4 protein-coding genes and 1 riboswitch are annotated in these 25,740 nt (G+C 69.5%); of the genes, 1 reads left to right on the forward strand and 3 read right to left on the reverse strand.

The annotated features are described in order from the left end of the window. Nucleotides 1-9: 9 nt before the first annotated feature. Nucleotides 10-1,914 (forward strand): ABC transporter ATP-binding protein, encoded by a 1,905-nt coding sequence (locus AB0E94_RS13545; RefSeq protein WP_360326103.1) that lies wholly within the window; start codon nt 10-12, stop codon nt 1,912-1,914. 62 nt (nt 1,915-1,976) lie between these two features. On the opposite strand, the gene AB0E94_RS13550 is transcribed toward AB0E94_RS13545, so the two are convergent. From AB0E94_RS13550 to AB0E94_RS13560, 3 genes are all read right to left on the reverse strand, one after another. Beyond that, nucleotides 1,977-5,252 carry a Calx-beta domain-containing protein gene (locus tag AB0E94_RS13550; RefSeq protein ID WP_360325965.1) on the reverse strand — a complete coding sequence of 1,092 codons (3,276 nt, stop codon included), beginning with the start codon at nt 5,250-5,252 and terminating at the stop codon, nt 1,977-1,979. Between the two features lie 93 nt (nt 5,253-5,345). Then, a riboswitch (cyclic di-GMP riboswitch) is annotated at nt 5,346-5,424 on the reverse strand. A 301-nt stretch (nt 5,425-5,725) separates the two neighbouring features. Beyond that, entirely contained in the window at nt 5,726-16,171 is a 10,446-nt protein-coding gene (locus tag AB0E94_RS13555; RefSeq protein ID WP_360325967.1) for a Calx-beta domain-containing protein, read from the reverse strand. 22 nt (nt 16,172-16,193) lie between these two features. Beyond that, a complete protein-coding gene (locus AB0E94_RS13560; protein ID WP_360325969.1) occupies nt 16,194-25,682 on the reverse strand; it encodes a Calx-beta domain-containing protein in 9,489 nt (3,162 codons plus the stop codon). Between the last annotated feature and the right edge of the window lie 58 nt (nt 25,683-25,740).

A 25,740-nucleotide genomic window follows, 5' to 3' on the forward strand; every position in this document is an offset into this window, starting at 1 on the left:
GCCCGCATGATGATGGCCGGTGGGCCGCCGGAGAAACTCCAGGACTTCAAGGGCTCCACCAAGCGCCTGCTGGCGCTGCTCAAGCCACAGCGGGTGTTCGTCGGGGGCGCGCTGGCCTTCGGTGCGCTCGGTGTGTTCCTGTCGGTGCTCGGGCCGTACCTTCTCGGCCACGCCACCGACGTGATCTTCGGCGGGGTGATCGGCCGGATGCCCGGCTTCCCACCCGGCGCCACCAAGGACCAGGTCATCGAGTACCTGCGCGCCGACGGCCAGAACACCCAGGCCGACCTGCTCTCCGGCGTCGACTTCGTCCCCGGCCAGGGCATCGACTTCGACCGGCTGGGTCAGGTCCTCGGCTGGGTGGCGATCGTCTACGTGTTCGCCTGGGTCTTCGGCGTGCTGCAGGGCCGGCTCACCACCCGCGCCGTGCAGGCCGCCGTCTACGACCTGCGGCAGCAGGTGGAGGAGAAACTGGGGCGGCTCCCGCTGTCCTACTTCGACCAGCAGCCGCGCGGTGAGGTGCTGAGCCGCGCCACCAACGACACCGACAACATCGCGCAGACCCTCCAGCAGACGTTCGCCCAGCTCGTGACGGCACTGCTGATGATCGTCGGGGTGCTCGGGATGATGTTCTGGATCTCCCCGCTGCTGGCGCTGATCGCGCTGGTGACGGTTCCGGTGTCGATCTGGCTGACCACCGTGATCGGCAAGCGGTCGCAGCCGCAGTTCGTCGCCCAGTGGAAGACCACCGGGCAGCTCAACGGCCACATCGAGGAGATGTTCACCGGGCACACCCTGGTCAAGGTCTTCGGCCGGCAGGGCGAGGCGGCGGCGACGTTCCAGGAGCACAACGAGAAGCTGTACGCGTCGAGCTTCCGCGCCCAGTTCGTCTCCGGGCTGATCCAGCCGGCCATGATGTTCATCGGCAACGTCAACTATGTGCTGGTCGCGGTGGTCGGCGGCCTGCGGGTGGCGTCCGGCTCGCTGAGTCTCGGCGAGGTGCAGGCGTTCATCCAGTACTCCCGCCAGTTCAGCCAGCCGCTCACCCAGGTGGCCAGCATGGCGAACCTGGTGCAGTCCGGGGTGGCGTCGGCCGAGCGGGTGTTCGCCCTGCTCGACGCGCCCGAGCAGTCCCCGGACCCGTCGTTCAAAGAGAGGCCCGCTGTGCAGGGGCGGATCGCGTTCGAGGACGTTTCGTTCCGGTACCTGCCGGACAAGCCGCTGATCGAGAACCTCAACCTGAGCGTCGAGCCGGGACAGACCGTGGCCATCGTCGGGCCCACCGGCGCCGGCAAGACCACCCTGGTCAACCTGCTGATGCGGTTCTACGACGTGACGGGCGGGCGGATCACGCTCGACGGGGTGGACATCGCCACCATGCCTCGCGAGCAGCTGCGCGAGCAGATCGGCATGGTGTTGCAGGACACCTGGCTGTTCGGCGGCAGCATCGCCGACAACATCGGGTACGGCGCGGACTCCCCCGATGTCGCGGCGGTGCACGCGGCGGCCGAGGCGGCTCACGTCGACGGGTTCGTGCGGATGCTCCCCGAGGGCTACGACACGAAGATCGACGAGGAGGGGTCTAACGTCAGCGCCGGGCAGAAGCAGCTGGTCACCATCGCCCGGGCGTTCCTCGCCGAACCCAGCATCCTCATCCTCGACGAGGCGACCAGCTCGGTCGACACGCGTACCGAGGTGCTGATCCAGCGGGCCATGGCCACCCTGCGCAGCGGGCGGACCAGCTTCGTCATCGCGCACCGGCTCTCCACGATCCGCGACGCCGACGTGATCCTGGTGATGGAGAACGGGTCGATCGTCGAGCAGGGCACCCACGACTCGCTGATCGCGGCGGGTGGGGCGTACGCCAGGCTCTATTCCGCACAGTTCGCCCAGGCCGTCGCCGAGGTCGACTGACCCGGCGCAGACAACGGAACGGGGGCGGCCTCTCGGCCGCCCCCGTCTCGTATCACCAGGACTTACTTGATGGTGACCTTCTTCTGAGCCGAGTACCCACCGTTGATACCCATGCTCGCGTCACCGGCGACCCAGGCCCGCAGCGTGACCTTGGACTTCGTCTTGACGCTGATGGTGCTCTTCCAGCCGCTGGCGGTGGTGGTGCCCTTGCCGATGGTCACCCACTTGCCGCCGGTGTAGCGCTGCACCGAGACGGCCTGGTCGGCCATCCGCGGGTTGCCCGCCACCGAGACGCTCAGCTTGCCCTTCTTCGAGGAACTCGCCGAGAAGGACGGCAGCTGCGTCACCTTGACGGTCTTGACCGCCGAGTTGATCTCCTGCGACCGGGCGACGAACGCCCAGCCGGAGTTGAGGGACTTCGGCGCCAGCTCGAAGTAACCGTCATCGTCGGCGGTCGTCTCGCTGAGGTACTTGAACGCCTTCGGGTCGGTCTCCGGGAGCGCGGCGCCCCACAGCTCGACAGTCGTGTTCGGAGCGGCGGTGCCGACGAACTTCGCCAGGCCGACACCCTTCGACGGACCTGTCGCGCTCAGCGTCGGGGTGACCGGGTCGGCCTTGTCCTCCGACTTGATGGTGACCTCACCGGTGCCCTTGGTGACCGCGGCGCCGGTCGGGGTGGCGGTGCCCAGCTTGACCCAGAAGTTCTCGTTGTCTTCCTTGAGCTTGTCGTTGAGAACCTCGACGTTGACCGTGGCGGTCAGGTCGCCCGGCTTGAGGGTCAGGGTGCCCTTGGTGGCCTTGTAGTCCTCGCCGGCCTTGGCGCTGCCGTCGACGGTCCACCAGGGGATGTTGACGGTCTGCGTGGTGCTCTTGGTGTTCTCGTCGAAGGCGAAGTCGACGTGGACGTCGACCGAGCCCTCCCACTCACCGATCGACTCGTCACGGATCGAGGCCGCCGGCGGCAGGTCGGCCGGATCGTCGTTGATCCGGTAGGTGCCGGTGACATCGGTGAAGCCCTGGAGCGACGGCGAGGTCTCCTTCACCGCCACGGTGAAGGCCTCGACCGGCTCGTCCACGTCGTCCGGCGACAGGTAGATGTCACCGAAGACGCCGCTGTTGGGCAGCGCCGTCGCACCGCGGGCGATGCTGATCGCGGTGGTGGCGAAGCCGGACGGCAGCTCGAAGTCGGTGGCCGGGGTGGCCGGGTTGTCCCCGACACCGGCGACCGCGAGGCCGAGCGTGTACGGGTACTGCGAGAGCCCGGACAGGGTGCCGGTGACCCGCAGCGAACCGCCCTCGGTGCCGGAGATCTGGTTCAGCGTGACCGTCGGCTTGGCGTCGTCGTTGGTGATCGTCACCCGGGCGCTGTGCAGCACGTCGGCCGAGGTGGCGCTGCTGACCGCGGTGCTGGCCGTGGTGAAGTCGACGCTGAGCGCCTCATCCCGCTCGTAGACCGTGTCCGCGTTGATCGGGATCTCGAGGTACCCGACCTTCTCGCCCGCCTTGATCGTGACGGTGCGGGTGGCGGGCAGGTCGTAGTCGTTGTTACCGACCTCGTCGCCGGAGTTCACGCCGGTCTCGGTCGCGCTGCCAGGCGTGGTGAAGCCGGCGGTGAACGTCACGTCGGACGCGGCGACCGCGCTGAGTGTGACCGGAACCTTGACCGTGGTGACGCCGGTGTTGCCCTCGACGACCGAGACATCCCCGGTGGTCCAGGTCGGGATCGCGTCAGTCTCGTTGGTCTCGGTGAGACTGATGGTCGTGTTGCCCTCGGTGATCGTCTTCGTCGAGCTGGTGAGCACAACCTGGAAGTCCTCGGTGAGCTCCTTGGTGGTGTCACCGACGACGGTCACCGGGATCTTGTAGCCCGTCCAGCTCGCGGCGGTCGCGCCGACCGGGACCGTGAAGCTGCCGGCGGTGCCCTTGTAATCGACACCGTTGGTGGCGGTGCCGTCTTTGAAGGCATAGTCGATCTTGATCGGCACCTGCCACGGACCGGTGCCGTTCGGCAGCGTAACCGCGATGTAGCGGACCGCCTCGTCCTTGTCGCCTTCCTTGAAGGAATAGCCGGTGTTGACAGCCGTGTCGTTGGCCGGGTCGGCCAGAGTGCTCAGCGTGATGGCCGGGCCGGAGTCGGTGTCGTTGATGATGCCGACGCCTGTGGTCTTGGTGCCCAGCGTCGTGCCCGATGGGTTGGTGATGAGCACCCGGACGTTTTCCGCGCCCTCGAATGCGTTGTCGTTCAGAGCCGCGATCGGAATCAACCGGCTCTTGCCGTAGGCGGGAATCAGGATCTGCGCCGGCCCGGCCGAGGTGTAGTCGGATCCGGCACTTGTCGCGGCGACGGAGTCGTCACGGGTCGTGCCGTCAGCAGTCGCGTAGTCGGCACCGACCGCCGCATCAGACGGGTGGGACAGGGTGAGCGGGAAGTTGAGGTAACTGCCCTCGTCCGCCGCCGGCGCGTCACCGATGTTGATCGTCGGAGCCGCATCGTCGTCGGTGATCGTGATGGTGGACACGCCGGCGCCGGCGTTGGTCGGCCGGATCGCCAGCGACGACGAACCCGCGTCCTCGACGGTAAAGGCCTGCCCGTCCGTGTCGGTCTCGTCGACCACGTCGTCGTAGAGATCGACCGTGATGCTGCCGGTGTAGGTGTACTCCGGGATCGTGATCGTCGCGGTGGACGGCAGCGCCGTGTAGTCGCGCAGCTCACCACCACTCGACGTGGCCCGCTCCAGCACGGTCACGCTGGTGCCGTCGACCGTCTTGACCGGAAGGGTGACCGGGTGCGCCAGCGGTTGTGTCAGAGTCGCGGTGATGGTGACCGACTTCTGGGTGACGGTGCCCGAGGCGTTCTTGGTAGCCGTCTCGGCCACCGTAGAGGTCGTCGGGCTGAGCGCGAAGGTCGGGTACGACGCGGCCGCCCAGATCGTGCCGGTGGCCGACTTGGTGTTGCTCAGCGCATCCGTCACGATCAGCGCGAACGTCTCGTCCGCCGTGTCGTTGTCGAGAAGGGTGTCCACGGTGATGGTCGCCGTGTTCGTGCCACCCGCGGCGGTTCCCGGGAACGTGATCGACGTCCGGCTCGGGTCCGAGTCGTAGTCGTTGGTGTTCAGAACCGGGGTCGCCGCACCGGACGCGGAGCTCAAGCTGCCGGTGGCGATGGTCGGGAAGGTGGCCGCGGCGGTGCCGGTGTAGGTCAGGGTGAAGGTGACCTTGGAGCCTTCCCAGGCGCCGGCATCGCTGATGGTGAGGTAGTCGACGCTCGCGTGGGCTGGGGAGCTGACCAGGACCACCGGGATCAGACCAGCGGCCGAGGCGGCAATCGTCGCCAGCACTGTCCGGATCCGCTTCCGTCCCCAGAGCGTGAACGGCACCCGCTCTCGCGGCGCCGTTTGGATGGGTCGATGACGCATTCTCTTCCTGTCTCCTTCGGCGGCTGGGCTACCTCCAGCGGGGAGGCCCCTGGCTTTGCGTCCCCGTCTCGCGACGGGTTTGCCTGTTCGGGTACCGCACCTAGGGCGGTTCGGGGTGCCGGCTGAAAACCGGCTCTCAGCAGCGCAAACACGGGATGCGATGATCCGCGTGAGGCGGCGCCAACTGCAATCTAACCGGCGTATCGGACCGTTCGCGGCGGAACGGGTTTTTCGGTAGAAAGTCCTTCACATAGCCGGGAAACTGCCTGGTCGCGTGGCTCTGACCGGCCCGCGACGGCACCCTGACCAGCGGCGAACCTTACTCGCCCGGAACCGTTCCGGCCCCGGAAACGAAGGAAGGGCGGTCCGGTCGGACCGCCCTTCGCCACCACCTGCTATTTCACTTTGACCGGCCGGGCCGGTGAGGTCCCGGCGGTGATGCCGAGGGCCGGCGTCGCCGAGATCACCGCCCGGTACACGTGGTTGCCGGCCTTGAGATTCTTGAGCGTGGTGGTGAACTTGCCGCTCGCGTTCAGCTTGCCGTCGTCCACCTCGTCCCAGCCGCCGCGCACCTGCTCCTGGATGGTGACCTTCTGGCCGGGCTCGTCCGGGTTGCCGGTGACGGTGAGGGTGACCGAGCCCTTGGCGCTCGACACCCCGGTCAGCTCCGGGTCCTGGCGGAGCTGGATGGTGCGCACCGGCGAAGTGAGGCCGCCGGAGCGGGTCTGCATCCGGCAGCCCTGGGTGAGGTTGGGTTTGAAGGTGTAGGCGCCGTCGTCGTCGGCCTGAACGGTGCTGACCACCTTGAACGTGCCGCCGGAGACACCCGGCGCGCTGAGCAGCTCGACCTTCGCCCCGGCGCCGGCGGTACCGGAGATGGTGATCCGGCCCGAGCCGTTCGTGGTGCCGGCCGGCGGTGTCAGGGTCGGCGCCTTCGGCTTGTCGTCGTCCTGGACGGTGACCGTGGCGGTGCCGGTGGCGACCTTGACGTCGGCCGGGGACGCCGAGCCCAGCTTCACCGTGAAGCTCTGGTCGGTCTCGTCCTGGGTGTCCTGGAGGATCGGCACCGTGACGGTGGCCGTCGTGGTGGACGGTGCGAACCGGGCCGTACCGCTGGATTTGGTGTAGTCCTTGCCGGCGTCGGCGGTGCCGTCGGCGGTCGACCAGGGGATCGTGATGGTCCGCGAGGTGGCCGTGGTCCCGCCGGTGAAGGTGAGCTCGACGGTCAGTTCGGCGGTGCCGTCGCCCTCCGACACCGACACGTCGTCGATCGAGACGGACGGCGCGACGTCGGCCGGGTCGTCAGTGATCTTGAAGGTACGGGTGGCGCCACCGATCGAGACCGTCGCCGTCTCGGTGTCCTCGTCGATGCTGTCGTTCTCGAAGCGGACCGCGCCGACCCGGACCTTGGATCCGCTCGCGGTGCCGCCGGGCACGGTCACCTTGGCCTGGGTCAGCTCGAAGTCGTCGTCGCCGGCGGTGTCCCCGGTCGCCGCCGCGCCCGCCGCGGCCCCCGCGTCGAACTCGAAGTCACGCTGTGCAACTCCCTTCACGGTTCCGGAGAGTTCGACGGTGTCGCCCTCGGCCACGGTGGCGGCGGTCGGGTCCAGGGTGAGGGTGGGCTTGGCCTCGTCGTCGGTGATGGTGAGGGTGCCCTGCTGGGCCGTACCGGTGGCGTCCGCCTCCCCCGGGGCCAGGGCGACCGAGATCCGGGCGTTCTCGTCGCCCTCGTACACGGTGTCCTGCCCGATCGGGATGCTGATCGTCCCGGTCAGGCTGCCCTCGGGGATCCGCAGGGTGGCCGGTGGCGGGGTGAAGTCGGTTCCGCCGTCGCCGGCCCCGGACGGGGTGGCCGTGCCCGGCACCGTCTCGACGGTGAGGTCCACGTCGCCCTGGGCCGCCTGGCTGAGCGTGACGGTCGCGGTGGCCGGCCCGCCGTCCTCACGGGCGGTGATGTCGCCGGTGACCGTGAAGGTCGGGCGCGGCAGGTTCTGGTCGTCGTCGGCGATGGTGACGTCGCTGGTGGCTCCGGTGATCCCGCCGCCCCACGGGAGGATCCCGGTCAGCCGCACCTGGAAGCTCTCGTTGTTCTCGATGCGCTGGTCGTTGACGATCGGCACCCGGATGGTGGCGAAGTTCTGGCCCGGTGTGAAGACCAGCGGGTTGGGGCTGATCGGGTTGCCGAAGTCGGCGCTGCCGGCGGTGCCGGGCATCACCGAGTAGTTGAGGGTGACCGGCTGTTCGGTCCGGTCGGCGCCGTTCGCGCCCAGGTACTCCAGCAGGACCAGCACCTCGGCGAAGCCGGCGCTCTCGCTGACGTTCGCCGGGAACACGGTGGCCGACGGCGGCAGGTCGGCCGGGTCGTCCAGGATGCCCATGGTGGCGGAGACCGGCACCTGCTCGGGGAACGTCTGGTTCGTGGCGGTCACCGTGAACGACTCGGTGCCCTCGTCGATCGTGTCCGGCGCCAGCGGGACCGACCGGAGCAGGACCGGCCCGGTGCTTCCGGCCGGCAGATCAACGGCGACGCTGCTGTACGCGTAGTCGTCCACCTCGGCCGAGTCGGCGCCGGGTGCGGTGTCGCCGTTGAAGCTGAGCAGGTAGCCGATCGGGTCCTGGGCCACTCCGGACGGGATCGCGGTCACGTCGACGGCACTGCCCTCGGTGGCCTTCGCCGGGAGCAGGGCGAGCGCCGGGATCGTCTCGTCGTCGACGACGGTCAGGGTGCTGTGCTGGGTCGTACCCGCCGCATCGGTCTCACCCGGGGCCAGGCCGACCTGGACCGTCGCAACCTCCCGGCGCTCGAAGACCTCGTCGTCGACGATCGGGACCCGGAGGGTCGCGGACGTCTGGCCCTGCGGGATGGTCAGGGTCGGCATGGGTGTTCCGTAGTCCCTGCCGCCCGGACCGGCCGCGTCGTACCGGGCGGTGCCGTCGGTGACGCCGACCGTGAAGTCGACGGGTCCGGCCGCAGGCCCGTCCAGCGTCACGGTGAACTCGGCGGCGGTGACGTCACCCTCGGTCACGGTCACGTCGGGTGTCACGTGGAAGGCGGCCGCGGCGGCGCCCCTGATCGTGACGACGGCCGGAGCGCCGCCGATCTCCGCGTTCGACGGGTTGGCCAGGTTCACCGTCAGGGTCTCGTCGTTCTCGACGTCCGTGTCGGCGAGGGCCGGCACGTCGATGGTCTGTTTCGTGGCCGGTGGCGTGAAGACGAGCGTGCCCGACGTGCTGGTGAAGTCGGCGCCGGCGGTGGCCGTACCACCAGCGGTGTGGTAGTCGACGGTGACCAGCTTCTCGGTGGAGGTGGCGGTGTTGCCCGGCACCGCGGCGAAGTCGAGGTTGACCGGCACCGAGGCGGTGCCGCCCTCGGTGACCGCCACCGGCCCGGACGCGACCACCTTGGGTGGCAGCTGGGTATGCCAGTCGAGGATCTTGCCCTGGCCGGTGGTGGTGCCGAGCCCTGGGACGTCGACCGCGACCTTGATCGTCTCGTCGTACTCGTCGGCGCTGTCCATGGTGAAGTCCAGGTCGCCGACGTCGATCTGGTCGCCGCCGGGGGCGAGGATCCCGGCGAGGGTGAGCTTGTCGCGGGTGAAGTCGGTGGCCTCGGCCGGGTCGCCGGGCCCGTCGGACCCACCTTCGACGACGGCCGTCCACGGCATCGGGTCCTGGGCGTCGCCGGTGACGGTGAACCAGACGCCGACGCCGCCGGCGCCCTCGGACTGCTCGAACCCGTCGAAGGTGACCCGCGGCGCCGCGTCGTCGTTGACCAGCGTGACCCCGCCGGTGTTCTCCGAATGGGCGATCAGCGCGTCGTTCGGCGCCGGCTCGACGAGGAGCTCGACGACCTCGTCCTTCTCGAAGACGGAGTCGCCGTTGACCGTCACGTTGATCGTCGCGGTGCTCTGGCCGGCGGCGACCGTCACCTCCGCAGGCACGCTGTAGTCGGACTCGCCGACCCCGGCGCCCTCCGATACCGCCGTGCCGCCGGCCCAGCCCACGAGCAGCTTGGTGTCCAGCGAAACCGGGCCGCTGAGCTGGACGGTGACCGGCACCGTGGCGACGCTGTCGCCCTCTGGGCGCGTCGCCGTGCTGACCGAGACGATGTCGACGGTCGCCGGGTTGTCGTCCTCGACGATCCAGACCGGGAACTCACCCTCGTTGTGAACGGAGGCGCCACCCGCGTGCGTCACGTTGCTCAGCCGGACCTTGAAGGACTTGTTGCTGCTCGACGGGGCGTCGTTGCCACGGATCGGCACCCGGATCTGCTTCACCGTGTCGCCCGGCGCGAACGTCAGGTGGCCGGATACGGCGTCGAAGTCCACACCCGCGACGGCGGTGTCCGCGAGCAGCGAGTAGTCGACGTCGACCGGTGCGTCCATCGGGGCGCTCAGGTGGACCTCGACGAACTGGTCACGGGTGCCGGGGCCACCCTCGACGATCGGCGTTTCGGCGTGCACCCAGATCGCCGGATCGGAGATCTCAGCGCCCGCGTAGGTCTGGTCGATGGTGGCGCCGCCGGGATCGGTGATCTGCACGTAGAGACTGCGGCCCTCGAAGTCGTACTGGCCGGTGGAGATCGTCTGAACCACGATGGTGGCGCTCGTGGCGCCGGCCGGGATGGTCAGGGCGGCGTCGGTGACCGGCTGGTAGTCGACGCCGGGTGTCGCCGAGCCCATCGTCGTCATCGTGGAATACCGCACGGTGATCGGCGACAGGCTCGGCCGGCTCAGGGTCACCGGGAACCTGAGCGGCTGCCCGGCCAGGGTAGGCGGAGCGGTGCCGATCGTCAGGGTCGGCGCGGGCTCCTTGATCGTGACGGTCGGCGGCGGCCCGGCGAACTCGGCGTTCCTGACGTTGCTGAGCGCCACGGTGAACGATTCGTCGCCCTCCGGGATGTCGTCGCCGACGGTCTGGATCAGGATCGCGTCGGTGCCGTCGAGCGCGTAGAGGGGCTTGGAACTGCCGCGGTCGGTGAAGTCGGTGTCGAAGACCGCTGAGCCGTCCACCGTGGTGTAGTCGAACCAGATGACCTTCTCGGTGGTGGTGGCGGTGTTGCCGGGCACAGCGGCGAAGTCCACCGTGATCGGCAGTTCCGCGTTCTCCCCTTCGGACACCACGACGTTCTCCGGGAACCGGAGCCGGGGCGGCATCTGTGTCGGGTCGTCGCGGATCGTGCCGTAACCGGTGACCGCGTTGCCTCCGCCCACCACGATCCAGGCCTCGACCGTCTCGTCGTGTTCGTCGGCGGTGTCCGTCCGCAGGTCGACGGTGCCCAGGTCGATCCGGCCGGCGCCGGGCGCGACAGTCCCGGCGAGCGTGAGATTGCCGGTGAAGTCGGTGTCCTCGGCCGGGTCCCGGGAGTCGCTGGAGGCGCCGTGGACGATGGCCTCCCACGGCATCGGGTCCTGCGCGACGCCGGTGACGATGAACCCGACCGGGACTCCCCCGGTGCCTTCCGGCCGGTCGAAGCCGTCGAAGGTCACCGTCGGCGCGTCGTCGTCGTTGTAGATGATCAGCGTGGACTGCTGGGCGGGCCCGGTCACCAGCGGGTCGCCGGGCCGCGGCGTGACGACGATCTGCGCCTGTTCCTCGTTCTCGAAGACGTCGTCGCCGTTGATCGTCACCGGGAAGGTGGCCTGGGTGCCGCCGGCCGGGATCGTCACGACGTTCGGGACGCTGTAGTCGTTGCGGCCCGGCGCGGCGTCGCCGCGGGTGGCCGAACCGTCGACGGCCGAGACGTCCAGAGTCGCCGGCTGGCTCACCGGCCCGGTCAACTGGACCGTGGCCCAGGCCTGGGCCGGCCCGTCGCTCTCGCTCTGCGGCGACACGCTCACCGACGCGATGGCCGGGGCGGTGCCTCCGGGCTCGCTCGGCCCGCCGAGCAGGGCCGCGTGCTCGCCCTCACCGCCGACCGGCAGCCCGGCCCCGTTGACCACGTTGGACAGCCGCACCTTGAGCGTCCGGCCGCTGACGCTGTTGACGCCCGGCGGCAGCTGCGCGGTGATCTGCCGGCTCGTGTCTCCCGGCATGTACGACAGGACGCCGGTGCCCAGGGTGGTGAACTGGCCGGTCGTCGCGTCGCCGAACAGGAGCTCGTAGTCGGCCCGCACGTCCGCGTCGAGCTGGACGCTGAGGAACATGTCGACGGCCACCGACCGGTTGACGGCTTCGTCGATCGCCACCGATCCGATCCGCAGCATCGGGTCGACGATCTTGCCGTACGCGCTGGACGTCCCGAGAGTGGCGAAGCCCGGGTCGGTGATCTCCACCGTCACCGACTCGCTGTCCTGTTCGAGATCGTTGTCCGGGTTCGTGGTGACGAACGCGATCGCCGTGGTCTGTCCGGGCTGGAAGGTGACCTCGCCGCCGGTGACCGGCATGTAGTCGGCGCCGGGGGTGGCCGTGCCGCTCGTGGTGGTGAACCGCACGGTGACCGGGTTGCCGCTGGGCCGGCTCAGGGTCAGCGGGAACCGCATCGGGCGGCCCTCGGGCACCGTGCCGGGGCTGGCGATGCTGACCACTGGCGAGTTCTCGGTGATCGTCACGATCGCCGGCGGGCCGGTGAACTCGGCGTTGCGCAGGTTGGTCAGGCCCACGTTGAAGGTCTCGTCCGGCTCGTCCTCGGGGTTGGCGCCGGTGGGGATCGAGATGGTCGTGCCGTTGGCCGGCGGGTCGATGGTGACCGCGCCGGCGCCGGCCGGGTGGTAGTCCTGGCCGGGCTGGGCGTCTCCGCCGTCGGCCAGGTAGTCGGCCGAGATGACCTTCTCGGTCCGGGTGGCCGTGTTGCCCGGCACCACGGTGAAGTCGAGCGTCACCGGGATGTCCGCGGGCTGTCCCTCGGCGACCGAGATCCGGTCCGGGAGACGCAGCCGGGGCGGCATCTCCGACCACTCGTCGCGGATCGTGCCGTAGCCGCGGACCGAGGGCCGCCCGTCCACCTCGACGGCCACTTCGATCATCTCGTCGTACTCGTCCACGGCATCCGGCCAGAGCTCCAGGGTGCCCATGTCGATCCGGGTCGCGCCGGGCGCGACGGTGCCGGAGTAGATGGGATTTCCGCCGAAGTCGGTGGCCTCGGCCGGATCGCGGGAGTCGTTCGAACCGCCCTGGACCGTGGCCGACCACGGCATCGGGTCCTGTGCCACGCCGCTGACACTGAATCCGAGCGGAACACTCCCGGGGCCTTCCGGCCGGTCGAACCCGTCGAAGGTCACCGTCGGGGCGTCATCGTCGTCGTAGACGGTCAGCGTGGACTGCTGGGACGGGCCGGTCACCAGCGGATCGCCCGGCCGCGGGGTGACGACGATCTGCGCCTCCTCGTTCCGCTCGAAGACGTCGTCGCCGACGACCGTCACCTGGAACGTGGCCTGGCTCTGGCCGGGCAGGAAGGTCACCTGGTCGGGCACCGCGAAGTCGGGGGTGCCCGGCCCGGCGCCGTTCCGGACGGCCGAGCCGTCGATCGCCGAGACGTCGAGCGTGACCGGCTGGCTCACCGGGTTGCTCAGCTGCACGGTGAAGGCGACCTGGGTCTGGCCGTCGCTCTCGAACTGCGGAGACGAGGTCACCGAGGTGAGGACCGGGGTGACGCCCGGGTCACCGGGCGCGCTGAGCATCGTCGAGTGCTCGCCCTCACCACCGACCGGCAGCCCGGTGGCGGTGACCACATTGCTCAGCCGGACCTTGAGCATCCGGCCCGGTTCGGTGAGGTCGTAGCCGCCGGGCAGCGTGGCCGTGATCTGGCTGGTGGTCGCGCCCGGCGGGTAGGTCAGCGTGCCGGCGGACACCTGGGTGAAGCTGCCGGTGATCGCGGAGCCGAGCAGCAGCTCGTAGTTCGCCTGGACCTGCTCGTCCATCGGGACGTTGAGGGCCATGTCGACGGTCACGGCGCCGCTGCCGTTCTCGTCGATGGCCAGCGAGCCGATCCGCAGGCCGGGGTCGGCGATCTTGCCGTAGGCGCTGGCCGTGCCGAGGTCCACCGGTCCGGGGTTGATGATCTCGACGGTCACCGTCTCGCTGTCGTACTCGAAGACGTTGTCGCTGTTCGTGGTGACGGCGAGGGCGGCCGTGGTCTCGCCGGGCTGGAAGGTGACCTCGGCGTCGGTCATCGGGACGTAGTCGTCGCCGGGGGTGGCCGTGCCGGTGGTGGTGGAGACCCGCACGGTGACCGGCACGTCGCTGGGCCGGCTCAGGGTCAGCGGGAACACCAGCGGACGGCCCTCGGCCACCACACCCGGGTTGTCGATGCTGACCGTCGTCGGGCCCTGCGGGCCGGAGTCGTCGTCGGTGATGGTGAAGGTGAACTCGCCCTGGTCGGCGAGGGCGGTGGCGCCGGCCACGTTGAGCAGCCGGATCGTGAAGGTCTGATCCGGGCCCTCGTCGATCGTGTCGCCGTGGATCGGCACCTGGATCTGCTTGACCCGGTCGCCCGGCTCGAAGACCAGCTGACCGGGCGCCGGGGCCACGAAGTCCTCGCCGGCGACGGCGTTGCCCGCCACCACCTCGTAGTCGAGGGTGACCTGGGCGTCCATCACGGGGTCGAGGCGTACCTCGAAGAGCTGGTTCCGGGTTCCGCTGTCACCTTCGGTGATGACGGCGTCCGGGGACGGGACGACCCGGATCACCGGGTCGACGATCCGGCCGGTGGCGGTGGGCGTCACCGGGTTCGCGCCGGCGGCGTTCACGATCTGGAGGTCGACGGTCTCCGGTTCGAGTTCCAGCTCGAAGTCCCCCACGGTGGGCACCTCGGCGTACGCGGTGGTCTGCCCCGCCGGGATGACCACCTCGAAGGCGTTCAGCCCGGTGTAGTCCGAGGGGTCCTGCGCGGTGCCGGCGACGGTGGACACCATGATCGTCTGGTCGAAGGCAGACTGCTCGCTGAGGGTGATCGGGAACCGGAGCGGCCGGCCCTCCGGGACGTCGGCGGCCGGCCCGACGCTCACGGTGGGGACCCGGTCGTGGATCGTCACGGTCGTCGTCTGCGCGGTGTTCAGCGCGTTCTCCGCGTTGATCACCGTCACCGAGAAGGTCTCGTCACCCTCGACGAGGTTGTCCGGCAGCGTGTCGATGACGATGTCCGACGAGGTGGCCGGCGAGATGATGGTCAGGTCTCCGCTGGGCGCGGTGTAGTCGGCGCCGTCGGTGGCTTCGCCGGTGTTGACCACGTACTGGAGGGTGATCGGCTTCTCGGTGGCGGTGGCGTTGTTGTCGGTGAAGTCCAGGCTGACCGGGATCGTGACCCGTCCGCCCTCGTCGGCCTCGGCTACGAGCGGCGTGACGAGCTTGGCCTCCTCCTGGTTGGGGAAGTCCCAGACGGTGGCGAAGCCGCTGACCGGATCGGCGTCCCCGAGTTGGACGGTCGCCTTCATCGTCTCGTCGAACTCGTCCTTGGCGTCGAAGACCAGGTCGACGTCACCCAGGTCGATCTGGTTGTCGCCGGGTTCGAGGGTTCCGGAGAAGTCCAGGGCCGAGGCGTCGAAGTCGTCCGGCTCGGCCGGATCGGTCGGCGCCAGCGGGACGATGTCGTTGGAGGCGCCGGCGAAGGTCGCGGTCCACGGGAGCGGCGCCTGAGCCTCGCCGTTGACGGTGAACCAGACCCCGATTCCCTGGGTCCCCTCGGAGTGCTCGAAACCGTCGAACGTGATCGCCGGCGGGTCGTCATCGTTGTTGATCTTCAGTGCCGCGGTCCGGCTCACGCCGTTGACGGCCGGGTCGCCGTCCGCCGGTGCGATGAGGATCTCGGCGGTCTCGTCTTCCTCGAAGACCTCGTCGCCGGTGACATCGACGGTGAAGGTCGCGGACTGTTCGAGGGCCGGTATCGTCACGCTGTCCGGGAGGTCGAAGTCGAAGCCACCGATCGTTCCCGGGGTCTCGACCGCCGTGCCGCCGGCCTGGCTCAGGTTCAGCGTGACCGGATCGATGGTCACGTTGCTCAATGACACGGTGAAGGTCGCCTGCGTGACGCCGTTGTCCCCTTCGGTCACCTCCACGTCGGCGACCGGGGCGACTGTCGGCCTCTCGTCGTCGTCGCCGATGGCGAAGCCGTGCCCCTCCATTCCCCCGGCCCGCCCCCGGTTGAACTCGGTCAGGGTGAAGGTGAAGTTCCAGCCGTGCCGGTGGACGTCGTCGCCGGGCAGGACCATCTCGGCGCGCGTGGTCGGGGTCGTCTCGAGTGGATCGAAGACGAGCGTCGTCGGGGCGACGTCCTGGAAGCCGTTGCCCTCCGTGTCGCCGTCGGCCACGATCGAGTACTTGACCTCGGCGCCCTGCTGGAAGCCGATATTGAGGGACACGTCGAAGTACCGCGTCTGGTCGGCGTCCTCCTCGATGAAGACCCCGACCGGGTTGACCGTGAACACCGGGTCGACGATGTTCATCGGGGCCATGTTGCCGCTCACGTCCAGCCCGCCCGGGTCGGTGATGTTCACGTAGACCGACTCCGAGGTCTCCTCCACTTCGTCCGCGATCGTCTCGACCTCGAACGGGGCCATCTCCTCGCCGGCCCCGAAGGTCACCTCGAAATCCACCAGGGCGGTGTAGTCCTCGCCCGCGGTCGCGGTCCCGTCGACGGTGCTCACGTGGACGGTGAGCGGGTCGTCGAACGGGGCGGTGCGGGTCAGGTGGTACTTGAGCTTGTCGCCTTCGGCCACGTCGAACCCGTTGCCGACACTGATCGACGGCGAAGGGACGGCCTGGGCGGCGCCGGGCAGGACAGCGATCCCCGGGAGCAACCCGGTGGCGGTCGCGGCGGCTATCGAGAGGGCGGCCCGGAAGCGGGCCGGCGCCCACAGCCGGAACGGGACTTCTCCGGGCGTACCGCTGGTCCGTCGAGTGCGCATCGGTCGATTTCCTTCGTTTCGGTCAGCGGACCTTGACGGTTCGGGCCGGCGAGTTGCCGGCGAGGATGCCGAGGGCCGGGGACGCCGAGATCACCCCGCGGTACGTGACCGACCGCCCCGACCTCAGCCCACGCTGGGTGGTGGCGAACGTGCCCGCCGCGGTCAGCTTCCCGGTGGCGACGGTGTCCCATTCGCCGCTGGTCAGGCGCTGGATCCGGACGGTCTGCCCGGCCCGGTCCGGGTCGCCGGTGACGGTGATCGTCGCCGCGCCGGCCGAGCTGGAGACCGTCGTGATCGTGGGATCCTGCCGCACCTCCACCGTGCGGACCGGCGAGACCAGGGCGTTCGCCCGTACGAACAGGCGGTAGCCCTGGGTGAAGTTGGGGTTGAAGCTGAACTTCCCGTCGTCGTCGGCCTCGGTGCTGAGCACGACCTTGTAGCCGCCGGTGCCGGTGACGTTGGCGGCCGACAGCAGCTCCACCTTGGCGCCGGGGGCCGCGGTCCCGCTGAGCCGGACCCGCTGCTCGCCGGTGACCACCGCGGACGCGACGTTCAGGGTCGGTTTCACGATGGTGTCGTCGTCTTCGACCGTGACGGTGCCGTCGGCCTTGCCCAGCTTGACGTCGTTCGGAGCCGGGGCGTCCAGGCGCACCACGAACTCCTCGTCCTCCTCACCCACCGTGTCGCCGACGATCGGCACCTTCACGGTGACGGTTCCGGTTCCGGGTTCGAAGGTGGCCGTACCGCTGCTGGTCTCGAAATCGCCGCCGGCCTCGGCCGTGCCGGCGATCGTGTGCCAGGGCACGGTGATCTTCCGTTCGGTGCCCGTGGTGCCGCCGGTGAAGTTCAGCGCCACCTGGAGGTCGGCGCTCTCCGCGTTCTCCCGGACCGACTCGTCGCCGATCGCCACGGTCGGCGCGGCGTCGGCCGGGTCGTCGTTGATCCGCACGGTGGCACGGCGGGTGCCGAGGGCGACGTCGAAGCTCTCGACCGCTTCGTCGACCGTGTCGTCGAGCAGCTGGAACGCGGCGACGTCGGCTCGGGTGCCAGGCGCGGTCCCACCGGGGACCACGACGTCGCCGCCGATCAGTTTGAAGTCGGACGTCTCGGCCGGGTCGCCTGTCGATCCGGTGCTGACCGCGAGGCTTCCGTAGTTGACGCTCGGCTGGGTCGCGCCGTCGATGGTGGCGGTCAGCGAGGTGATCTCGCCCTCGGCGCCGCCGGCCGACGCGGACAGCGACAGGGCCGGGCGGGCGTCGTCGTTGGTGATCGACAGGGTGGCGTCCCGGGCGGACCCGATCGCGTCGGTCTCGCCCTGCGCGAGGGCGACCGTGAACCGGGCCGTCTCGTCGTTCTCGTAGACGGTGTCCTGACGGACCGGGACGGTGAACGTGCCGGTCCGGCTGCCCGACGCGATCCGCAGCGTGCCGGCCGGCTTGTCGTAGTCGTCGCCGCCGATCCCGCCGGTCGCCTCCGTCGCGCTGCCGTCGCTGGCGGCCACGGTCAGGTCGACGTCGGCCCGGGCCGCCTCGCTGAGGGTGACCGTGAAGGTCGCCGAACCGCCGCCCTCACCCACCGACACCGAGCCGACGTCGAAGGACGGTTTGGTGGTGGCCACATCGTCGTCGGTGATCGTGACGGTGGCCGCGTCGGTCCCGATCGTCGCGCCGGCCGGGCCCACCGAGGTGACCTTCAGCTGGAACGACTCGTCGCTCTCCAGGATCGTGTCGTTGACGATCGGCACCGGGATGGTGCCGGTCGTCGCGCCGGCCGCGATCGTCTGCACGGCCGGGTTGCCGTAGTCGCCGGCGCCGGCGGTGCCCGCCACCAGCTGCGAGGTGATCGAGACCGCCTGTTCGGAGGAGGTGGCGTCGTTGCCGCCACCGAAACTCAGGGTCACCGGCACGGCCGCGTTGCCGATGCTCTCCGGCACGGTCTTCGGGCCGACCGACACCGACGGCGGCAGATCCGCGACGTCGTCGGTGATCGTGTAGAAGGCGGAGGCCGGCGCGGCGCTGGTGTAGGTGGTGTTGGCCGCGGTCGCCTTGATCGTCTCGACCGGCTCGTCGACCGTGTCGGCCAGCAGCGGGATCGAACCCAGGTCGACCGTGGCGCCGGAGGCGGTGCCGCCGGTCACCGTCGTCGGCGACGGGTTGTTCGTGAAGTCGGCCGGCTCGGCCGCGTTGCTGCCGCTCACGGTGGCGTCGCCGGCGAGGGTCAGCGAATACGTCATGTCCCGCTCGGCGAGACCGTTGACGGTGGCGGAGACCGCCACCGAGGCGTTCTCCGCCGCTTCCGCGCCGCTCAACGTCAAGGTGGGCACGGACTCGTCGTCAGTGATGGTGACGGTACGGGCGACCAGCGGCCCGGAAGCAAGCGTCTCTCCCGAGTCCAGGGAGATCTGGACGTCGAACGTCTCGGCGCCCTCGTAGGCGGTGTCGTTGGTGATCGGGATGGTCACCGTGGCCGTGGTCTGGTCCTTGGCGATCGTGAAGTCGGCGGCCGGGGCGGTGTAGTCGTTCTTGCCGAGGTTCGCCGTCCCGCCGGCGGTCGTGGTGCCGTTGACGATCGCCGCGTCGAAGTCGATGGTCCCGGCTGCCGCGCTGCCGAGCGTGACGGTGAACACCGCGTTCGTCGCCGTCCCCTCGACCACGGTCACCGGGTCGGAGACGGTGAACCCGGGGATCGCACCGGAGTCGTCGTCGTTGATCGTCACCGTGTTGGTCGCGGTGCCGAGGGTCGCGTTGACCGGGTTGGCGAGCGTGACGTCGAACTGCTCGTTCGTCTCGAACAGGTTGTCCGAGACGACGGGCACGGTGAAGCTCGACGAATTGTTGCCCGCCGTGAACGACACCGTGCCGGAACTGACCGTGTAGTCGGCGCCGGCCGACGCCGTGCCCGCGACCGTCGCGTAGTCGGCGCTGACCGGCCATTCCGTGGTCGCCGCCGAACTGCCGGTGTAGTCGAGCGTGACCGGGACCGTCGCCGGCCCGGACCCCTCGGCCACCGGCACACCCGCACCGAACGTGATCGCCGGAGCGGTGTCCGCCACGTCGTCGGTGATCGTGTACATCGCCGAGACCGCCGGCGTCGTGTTGTACGTGGTGTTCGCCGCGGTCACCTTGATCGTCTCGACCGGCTCGTCGACCGTGTCGGCCAGCAACGGGATCGAACGCAACGTCACCGTGGAACCGGACGCGGTCCCAGCCGTGACCGTCCCGGCGACGCCGCTGTCGGTGAAGTCGGCGGACTCGGCGGCGTTGCTGCCGGACGCCGTCGCGTCGCCGGCCAGAGTCAGCGAGTAGGACATTTCCCGCTCGGCGAGACCGCTCGTGGTGGCGGTGACTGCCACCGAGGCGTTCTCCGCCTCCTCGGCACCGGCCAGCGTCAAGGTCGGCACCGACTCGTCGTCGGTGATCGTCACGGTCCGGGCAGCCATCGACCCGGTCGCCAGCGTTTCTCCCGAATCCAGCGAGACCTGGAGATCGAACGTCTCCGTGCCCTCATAGGCCGTGTCGTTGGTGATCGGAATCGACACCGTGGCCGTCGTCGCGTCCTTGGCGATCGTGAAGTCCGCGGCCGGAGCGGTGTAGTCGTTCTTGCCGAGGTTCGTCGTCCCGCCGGTGGTCGTGGTGCCGTTCACGATCGCCGCATCGAAGTCGATGGTCCCGGCGGCCGCGCTGGCCAGTGTCACGGTGAACTCGGCGTTCGTCCCCGACCCCTCGACCACCGTCACCGGATCCGACACGGTGAACGCCGGAATCGCGGCCGAGTCGTCGTCGGTGATCGTCACCGTGTTCGTCGCGGTGCCCAGAGTCGCATTGACCGGAGTGGTCAGCGTGACGTCGAACTGCTCGTCCGTCTCGAACAGGTTGTCCGAGACGACAGGCACGGTGAAGCTCGACGAGTTGTTGCCGGCCGTGAACGACACCGTGCCCGAGCTGACCGTGTAGTCGGAGCCCGCCGAAGCAGTGCCGGAGTTGGTGCCGTACTGGGCGCTGACCGGCCATTCCGTGGTCGCCGCCGAACTGCCGGTGTAGTCGAGAGTCACCGGAACCGTCGCGTTGCCCGCCGCCTCAGCGACCGTCACCCCGGACCCGAACGTCACCGCCGGAGCGGTGTCCGCCACGTCGTCGGTGATGGTGTACATCGCCGACACCGCCGGCGTCGTGTTGTACGTGGTGTTCGCCGCCGTCACCTTGATCGTCTCGACCGGCTCGTCAACCGTGTCGGCCAGCAACGGAATCGAACGGAGGGTGACAGTGGAGCCGGAGGCCGTCCCTGCGGTGACCGTCCCGGCGACACCACTGTCGGTGAAGTCGGCGGACTCGGCCGCGTTGCTGCCGGACACCGTCGCGTCGCCGGCCAGAGTCAGCGAGTAACTCATGGCCCGCTCGGCGAGACCACTCGTGGTGGCGGTGACCGCCACCGACGCGTTCTCCGCCTCCTCGGCACCGACCAGCGTCAACGTCGGCACGGACTCGTCGTCGGTGATGGTGACGGTCCGGGCGGCCATCGATCCGGTGGCCAGCGTCTCCGCCGAGTCCAGGGAGATCTGGAGATCGAACGTCTCCGTGCCCTCGTACGCGGTGTCGTTGGTGATCGGAACCGTGACCGTGGTCGACGTCGCGTCCTTGGCGATCGTGAAGTCCGCGGCCGGAGCGGTGTAGTCGTTCTTGCCGAGGTTCGTCGTCCCGCCGGTGGTCGTGGTGCCGTTCACGATCGCCGCATCGAAGTCGATCGTGTCCGCCGCCGCACTCGCCAGCGTCACCGTGAACTGAGCCGACACCCCACCGTCCTCGGCCACCGTCACCGGATCCGACACCGTGAACGCCGGAATCGCCGCCGAGTCGTCGTCGGTGATCGTCACCGTGTTCGTCGCGGTGCCCAGAGTCGCGTTCACCGGGCTGGCGATCGCGACCGTGAAGTCCTCGTTCGTCTCGAACAGGGTGTCGCTGCTGATCGGCACACTGATGTTGGCGGTGTTGTTGCCCGCAACGAACGTCACGGTGCCCGGGGTCGCGGTGTAGTCAGCGGCGGCGGTGGCCGTGCCCGGCGTCGTCGAGTAGCCGGCCGAGACCGCTTTCTCGGTGGTCGTCGCCGAACTGCCGGTGAAGTCGAGCGTCACCGGAACCGTCGCGTTGGTCCCGGCCTCGGCCACCGTGACCGGGCTGCCCAGATTCATCGTCGGAGCGGTGTCCGCCGGGTCGTCGTCGATCGTGTAGTACCCGGAGACGTCGGTGGCCGAATACGTGTCGTTGTGGGCGGTGACCTTGATGGTCTCCGTCTCCTCGTCGATCGTGTCGGTGTCCAGGTTGATCGTTCCGAGCGTGACCGGCGCCCCGGCCGCCGAGTTGCCCGGCACGGTCACCGTCGTCAGCGCATGGTTGAAGTCGGTGTTCTCGGCCGCGTTCCCGCCGTTGCCGACGTCACCGGCGATGGTCAGCGTGTAGGTCATCGCCCGCTCGGCCACCGCGTCCGGCGTGGCCGCCACGGTCACCGACTGGCCCTCCACGTCCGAGTCGGTGACCAGCGCGATCGTCGGCACGGCCTCGTTGTCGTTGAGCGTGAGGGTGCGGTTCTGCGTGCTTCCGGTCACGTCGTTCTCACCGGAGGCGAGAGCGATGCCGAGGGTACGGGTCTCCGCCCCCTCGTACAGGCTGTCGTCAGCGGTCTGCACCTGGACCTGGGCGCTGGTCTGCCCAGCGGCGATCTGCACGGTCGTCGGCGGGGTGGTGAAGTCGGCGCCGGTGGCGTTGCCGCCGGTGAGTGTGATGTCGAAGTCGGTGTCGCTGACCGACGCGGCACTGAGGTTGACCGTGTAGGTGACCAGCCCGCCCTCGGTGACTGTGGTCCCGGTGGCCGCGTCCACCGAGAACGACGGCCGGGCCGCCTGGTCGTCGTCGGTGATCGTGACCGTGCTGCTGGCCGCCGGGATGGTGGCGCCGACGGCCTGCGAAAGGCCGAGCGTGAAGGTCTCGGTCAGCTCGTAGACCTGATCGATGTGGATCGGCACGTCCACGTTCTTGCTGCTGTCGCCGGGCTGGAAGGTCAGCGGGCTCACCGTGGTCGCGGTGTAGTCGCCGGGCGCGGTGGCCGACCCGTTGGCGGTCTGGGCGACCGCGGTGATCGTCACCTCGGTGGAGGTGGCCGTGTTGCCGCTGCCGGTCAGGGCGCTCCAGTCTTTCGACACCGGGATCGCTGCCGTGCCGGTGTCCTCGGCGACCGTGACCGGCGAGCCGAAGACCAGTTCCGGCGACATGTTGGCGGCCGCGTCCGGAACGGTGTAGGAACGCGTTCCGGCGTCCGCGCCGACCGTGGTGTTGCGGACAGTCGCGGCGAAGACCTCGGCGTTCTCGTCGATGAGGTCCCCGTTGACGGTGACCGTGTCCAGGGCCAGGTCGGTGGGTGTCTGGCCGCCGGTGATGGTGACCGGTGTGCCGGTCACCGAGATGTCACCGCCCTCGGTGGGGTCGGCGCTGTTCGAGCTGTCGCCGGCCACCGACACGGTGTAGGCCATGTCCCGTTCGGCGACCCCGGTCTGGGTGCCGGTGATGCCGAACGTGTTGCCCTCGGTGGGTGAGCCGGTGTTCAGCGTCAGGGTGGGGATCGCGTCGTTGTCGGTGATCGTCAGAGTCGCCGTCTCCGCGCTGCCGGTCACGCTGGTCACGCCGTTGCCGGGGTCGACCTGAATGGTGGCGGTCTCGGTTCCTTCGTAGACCGTGTCCTGGGTGGTCTGGACGGTGAAGTCGACAGTGGTCGCGTCCTTGAGCACGGTCACCGTCGCCGAGCCGGGCGCGGTGAAGTCGCTGCCCGCGGCCGCCCCGCTCACCGCGACGTTGCCGTTGGTGTGGGTCACGACGAAGTTGGTGTCGACGGCTGCCGGGGCGGCCATCGTGACCCGGAAGGTGGCGGCGCCGCCCTCGGTCACCGATCCGACGGGCGCCACCGAGTAGGTGGGTGCGGGCCCGTCGTCGTCGGTGACCGTCACCGTGGCGACATCGTCCTCCAGGCTGTCGGCCCCGACGTCGTTGGAGAGGGTGACCGTGAAGGTCTCGTCGATCTCGAAGAACTCGTCATCGACGAGGGCGATATCGAGGCTCGGAGCGGCCTGGCCGGGCGTGAAGGTCAGGGTGCCGGAGGCCGAGGCCGTCTCGTAGTCGAGGATCGGCTTCGCGGTGCCCTGGGTCGAGGTGTAATCGACGCTGATCACGTTCTCGGTGGTGGCCGCCGAGGTGTCGTCGTAGTTCAGCACGACCGGCACGTTCACCGGCCCGGAGTCCTCCGCGACCGAGTTCGGCGTGGTGGTGCCCACGATCTTCGGTGGGAGGTCCAGCGGGTCGTCGGTGATCGTCACGTTGGCGGTCTTCGGGACCAGTCCGGCCGGTGTGATCGTCACCTGGAAGGCATCGGCGGCGTCGTCCACCGTGTCGGCGCGCAACTCCACCGTGCCGAGGTCGGACAGAGTGGTCTCGCCGGGGTCGATGGCGCCATCGACCAGGCTGGTCGTGTAGTCGAGGGCCTCCGCGGTGCCGTTCGCCGCCGACATCGTGTAGTTGATCGCCGCCTGGGCTGTGCCGGTGACCGTGGCGGTGACCGGCAGCGTGGTGTTGCCCTCGTTCCCGCCGAAGTCGTTGAAGACCACGACCGGCACCACGTCGTCGTTGGTGATGGTCAGGGTGCCGGCGGCGTTGCTGCCGACGGTGGCGCCGGTCTCGGAGCCGGCGACCGTGGCCGTGACCGGCGTGGGCTCGTCGGTCTCGTAGACGGCGTCCCCGTTGACCTGCACCCGGAAGGTCGCGGTGGTCGCGCCGGCCGCGACGTCGACACTGGTGTCCAGGATGTCGAAGTCGTCGCTGCCGACCCCGGCGCCGACGTCGACGGCGGTCCCGCCGAGCGCGGTCACGTCCAGGGTGACCGCCTCGTGGCTGGCGTTGCTGAGCGTCGCGGTGAACGTGACGTTGTGGTTGCCACTGCCTTCGGCGACGGATTCGCTGGTCACCGAGGTGACGGTCGGCGCAGCGTCGTCTTCCGGGATGGTGATCGAGTGGGGGCCGAGCCCACCCGTGACGCCGCCGACGGTGGTGCTGGTCAGGTTGATGTCGAAGGTCTCGTTGCCCTCGTAGAGGGTGTCCCCCCGGACCGGCACGGTGATCTGCTTGACCGTCTGCCCTGCCGCGTAGGTGAGCGTCCCGTCGACCGCGTCGAAGTCGGTCCCGGCGGTGGCGGTGCCGGCGGTGACCGTGTAGCCGACCTCGACGGTCCCCGACGGCGCGGCACTGAGCGTGACGTCGAAGACCTGGTTGTGGCTGCCGCTGTTGCCTTCGGTGACCGAGGTGACCGGCGTGACGGTCGCGACCGAGTCGGTGATCGTGCCGGTGGCCGGCGTGGTGCCCAGCGTCGCCCCGGTCGGGTTGGTCAGCGCGACCTGAAGTGCTTCCGGGTTGCTGCTCTCATCGTTGGCGTCGACCTTGGTCACCACCGGCACGTTCACGCTGAGCTGCCCGGCCGGAATGGTGACGAGCTGCGCGGAGAGCGCGTCGAAGTCTCCGGGCGCGACGGCCGTCCCGTTCGCGGTGTCGGCGACGACCGTGACGTTCTGGCCCGACACGACGTTCAGGGAGACCGGGAAGTTCAGCGTGTCGCCTTCCCGGACCGACCCGGCGGTGGCGATGGAGACGACCGGCGGGGTGTCGTTGTCGGTGACCGTCACCGTTTTCGACGCCACCGACGGGGTTGCGCCGGTCGGTGTACCGCTGGCGGCGACGGTGAAGGTCTCGTCCGGCTCGTCCAGGGCGTCGTCGATGACCGGCACCGTGATGGTCTTGGTGTCTTCGAGCGGCGCGAACGACAGTGTCCCCGCGGTGGTGGTGTAGTCACCCGGTGCGGCGGCGGTCCCGTTCGCGGTCGTGTAGGGGATCGTGACGGGGAAGTCGGAGAGCGAGTTGAGGGTCGCCGTGGTCGTCACGGTGCCGATGTTCTCGGCGACCGTCTCGGCGGCGCTGAAGCTGTAGGTCGGGGGCAGGTCGTCGTCGTTCATCGTGGCGACGGCCAGGTTGTTGAGCGGGTCGGTGACGTTGGTCAGCGCCAGCCCGAAGACCTCGGTGTTCTCGTCCTTGGTATCGGTCAGGCCGTAGACCGTGATCCGTTTGACCGCGTCCCGGGTGCTGGCACTGAAGACCGTGCTGCCGCTGATCGCCGTGAAGTCGACATCAGGCGTCGCGTCATGGGCCGCCCCGGGGACGGTGGTGGTCGCATAGTCGAGCGTGAAGGGTGTCGTGGTCGGCCCGACCCGGCGGATCTCGAAGGTGAACGTTCCTGCTTCGAGATCCTCGAGGTCGTACTCGATGATGATGTCACCGGCGTCGGCGTAGGCCGGGGTGGCCGGGAGCAGCACCACCGCGGCCGGGGTGAGCCCGGCGGCGGCCGCGGCGACGACGGAGACCAGCGCCCGGAAACGGGCCGGAGCCCACAGTCGGGGAGGTGCCTGGTGGGCCGGTCGTGCAGGCATGGCGTCCTGTCTCCTTCAGCGACTACCGGTGGCGAGAAGGCGCGGTGAGCTGCGGGAA

This window comes from Actinoplanes sp. NPDC026670, assembly GCF_040638175.1.
Lineage (GTDB): Bacteria > Actinomycetota > Actinomycetes > Mycobacteriales > Micromonosporaceae > Actinoplanes.

Excerpts from the sequence above, each read along its gene's own strand:
- AB0E94_RS13560 (WP_360325969.1), bottom strand. The coding sequence starts at position 25,682 with ATGCCTGCACGACCGGCCCACCAGGCACCTCCCCGACTGTGGGCTCCG.
- AB0E94_RS13545 (WP_360326103.1), top strand. The coding sequence starts at position 10 with ATGATGGCCGGTGGGCCGCCGGAGAAACTCCAGGACTTCAAGGGCTCC.
- AB0E94_RS13555 (WP_360325967.1), bottom strand. The coding sequence starts at position 16,171 with ATGCGCACTCGACGGACCAGCGGTACGCCCGGAGAAGTCCCGTTCCGG.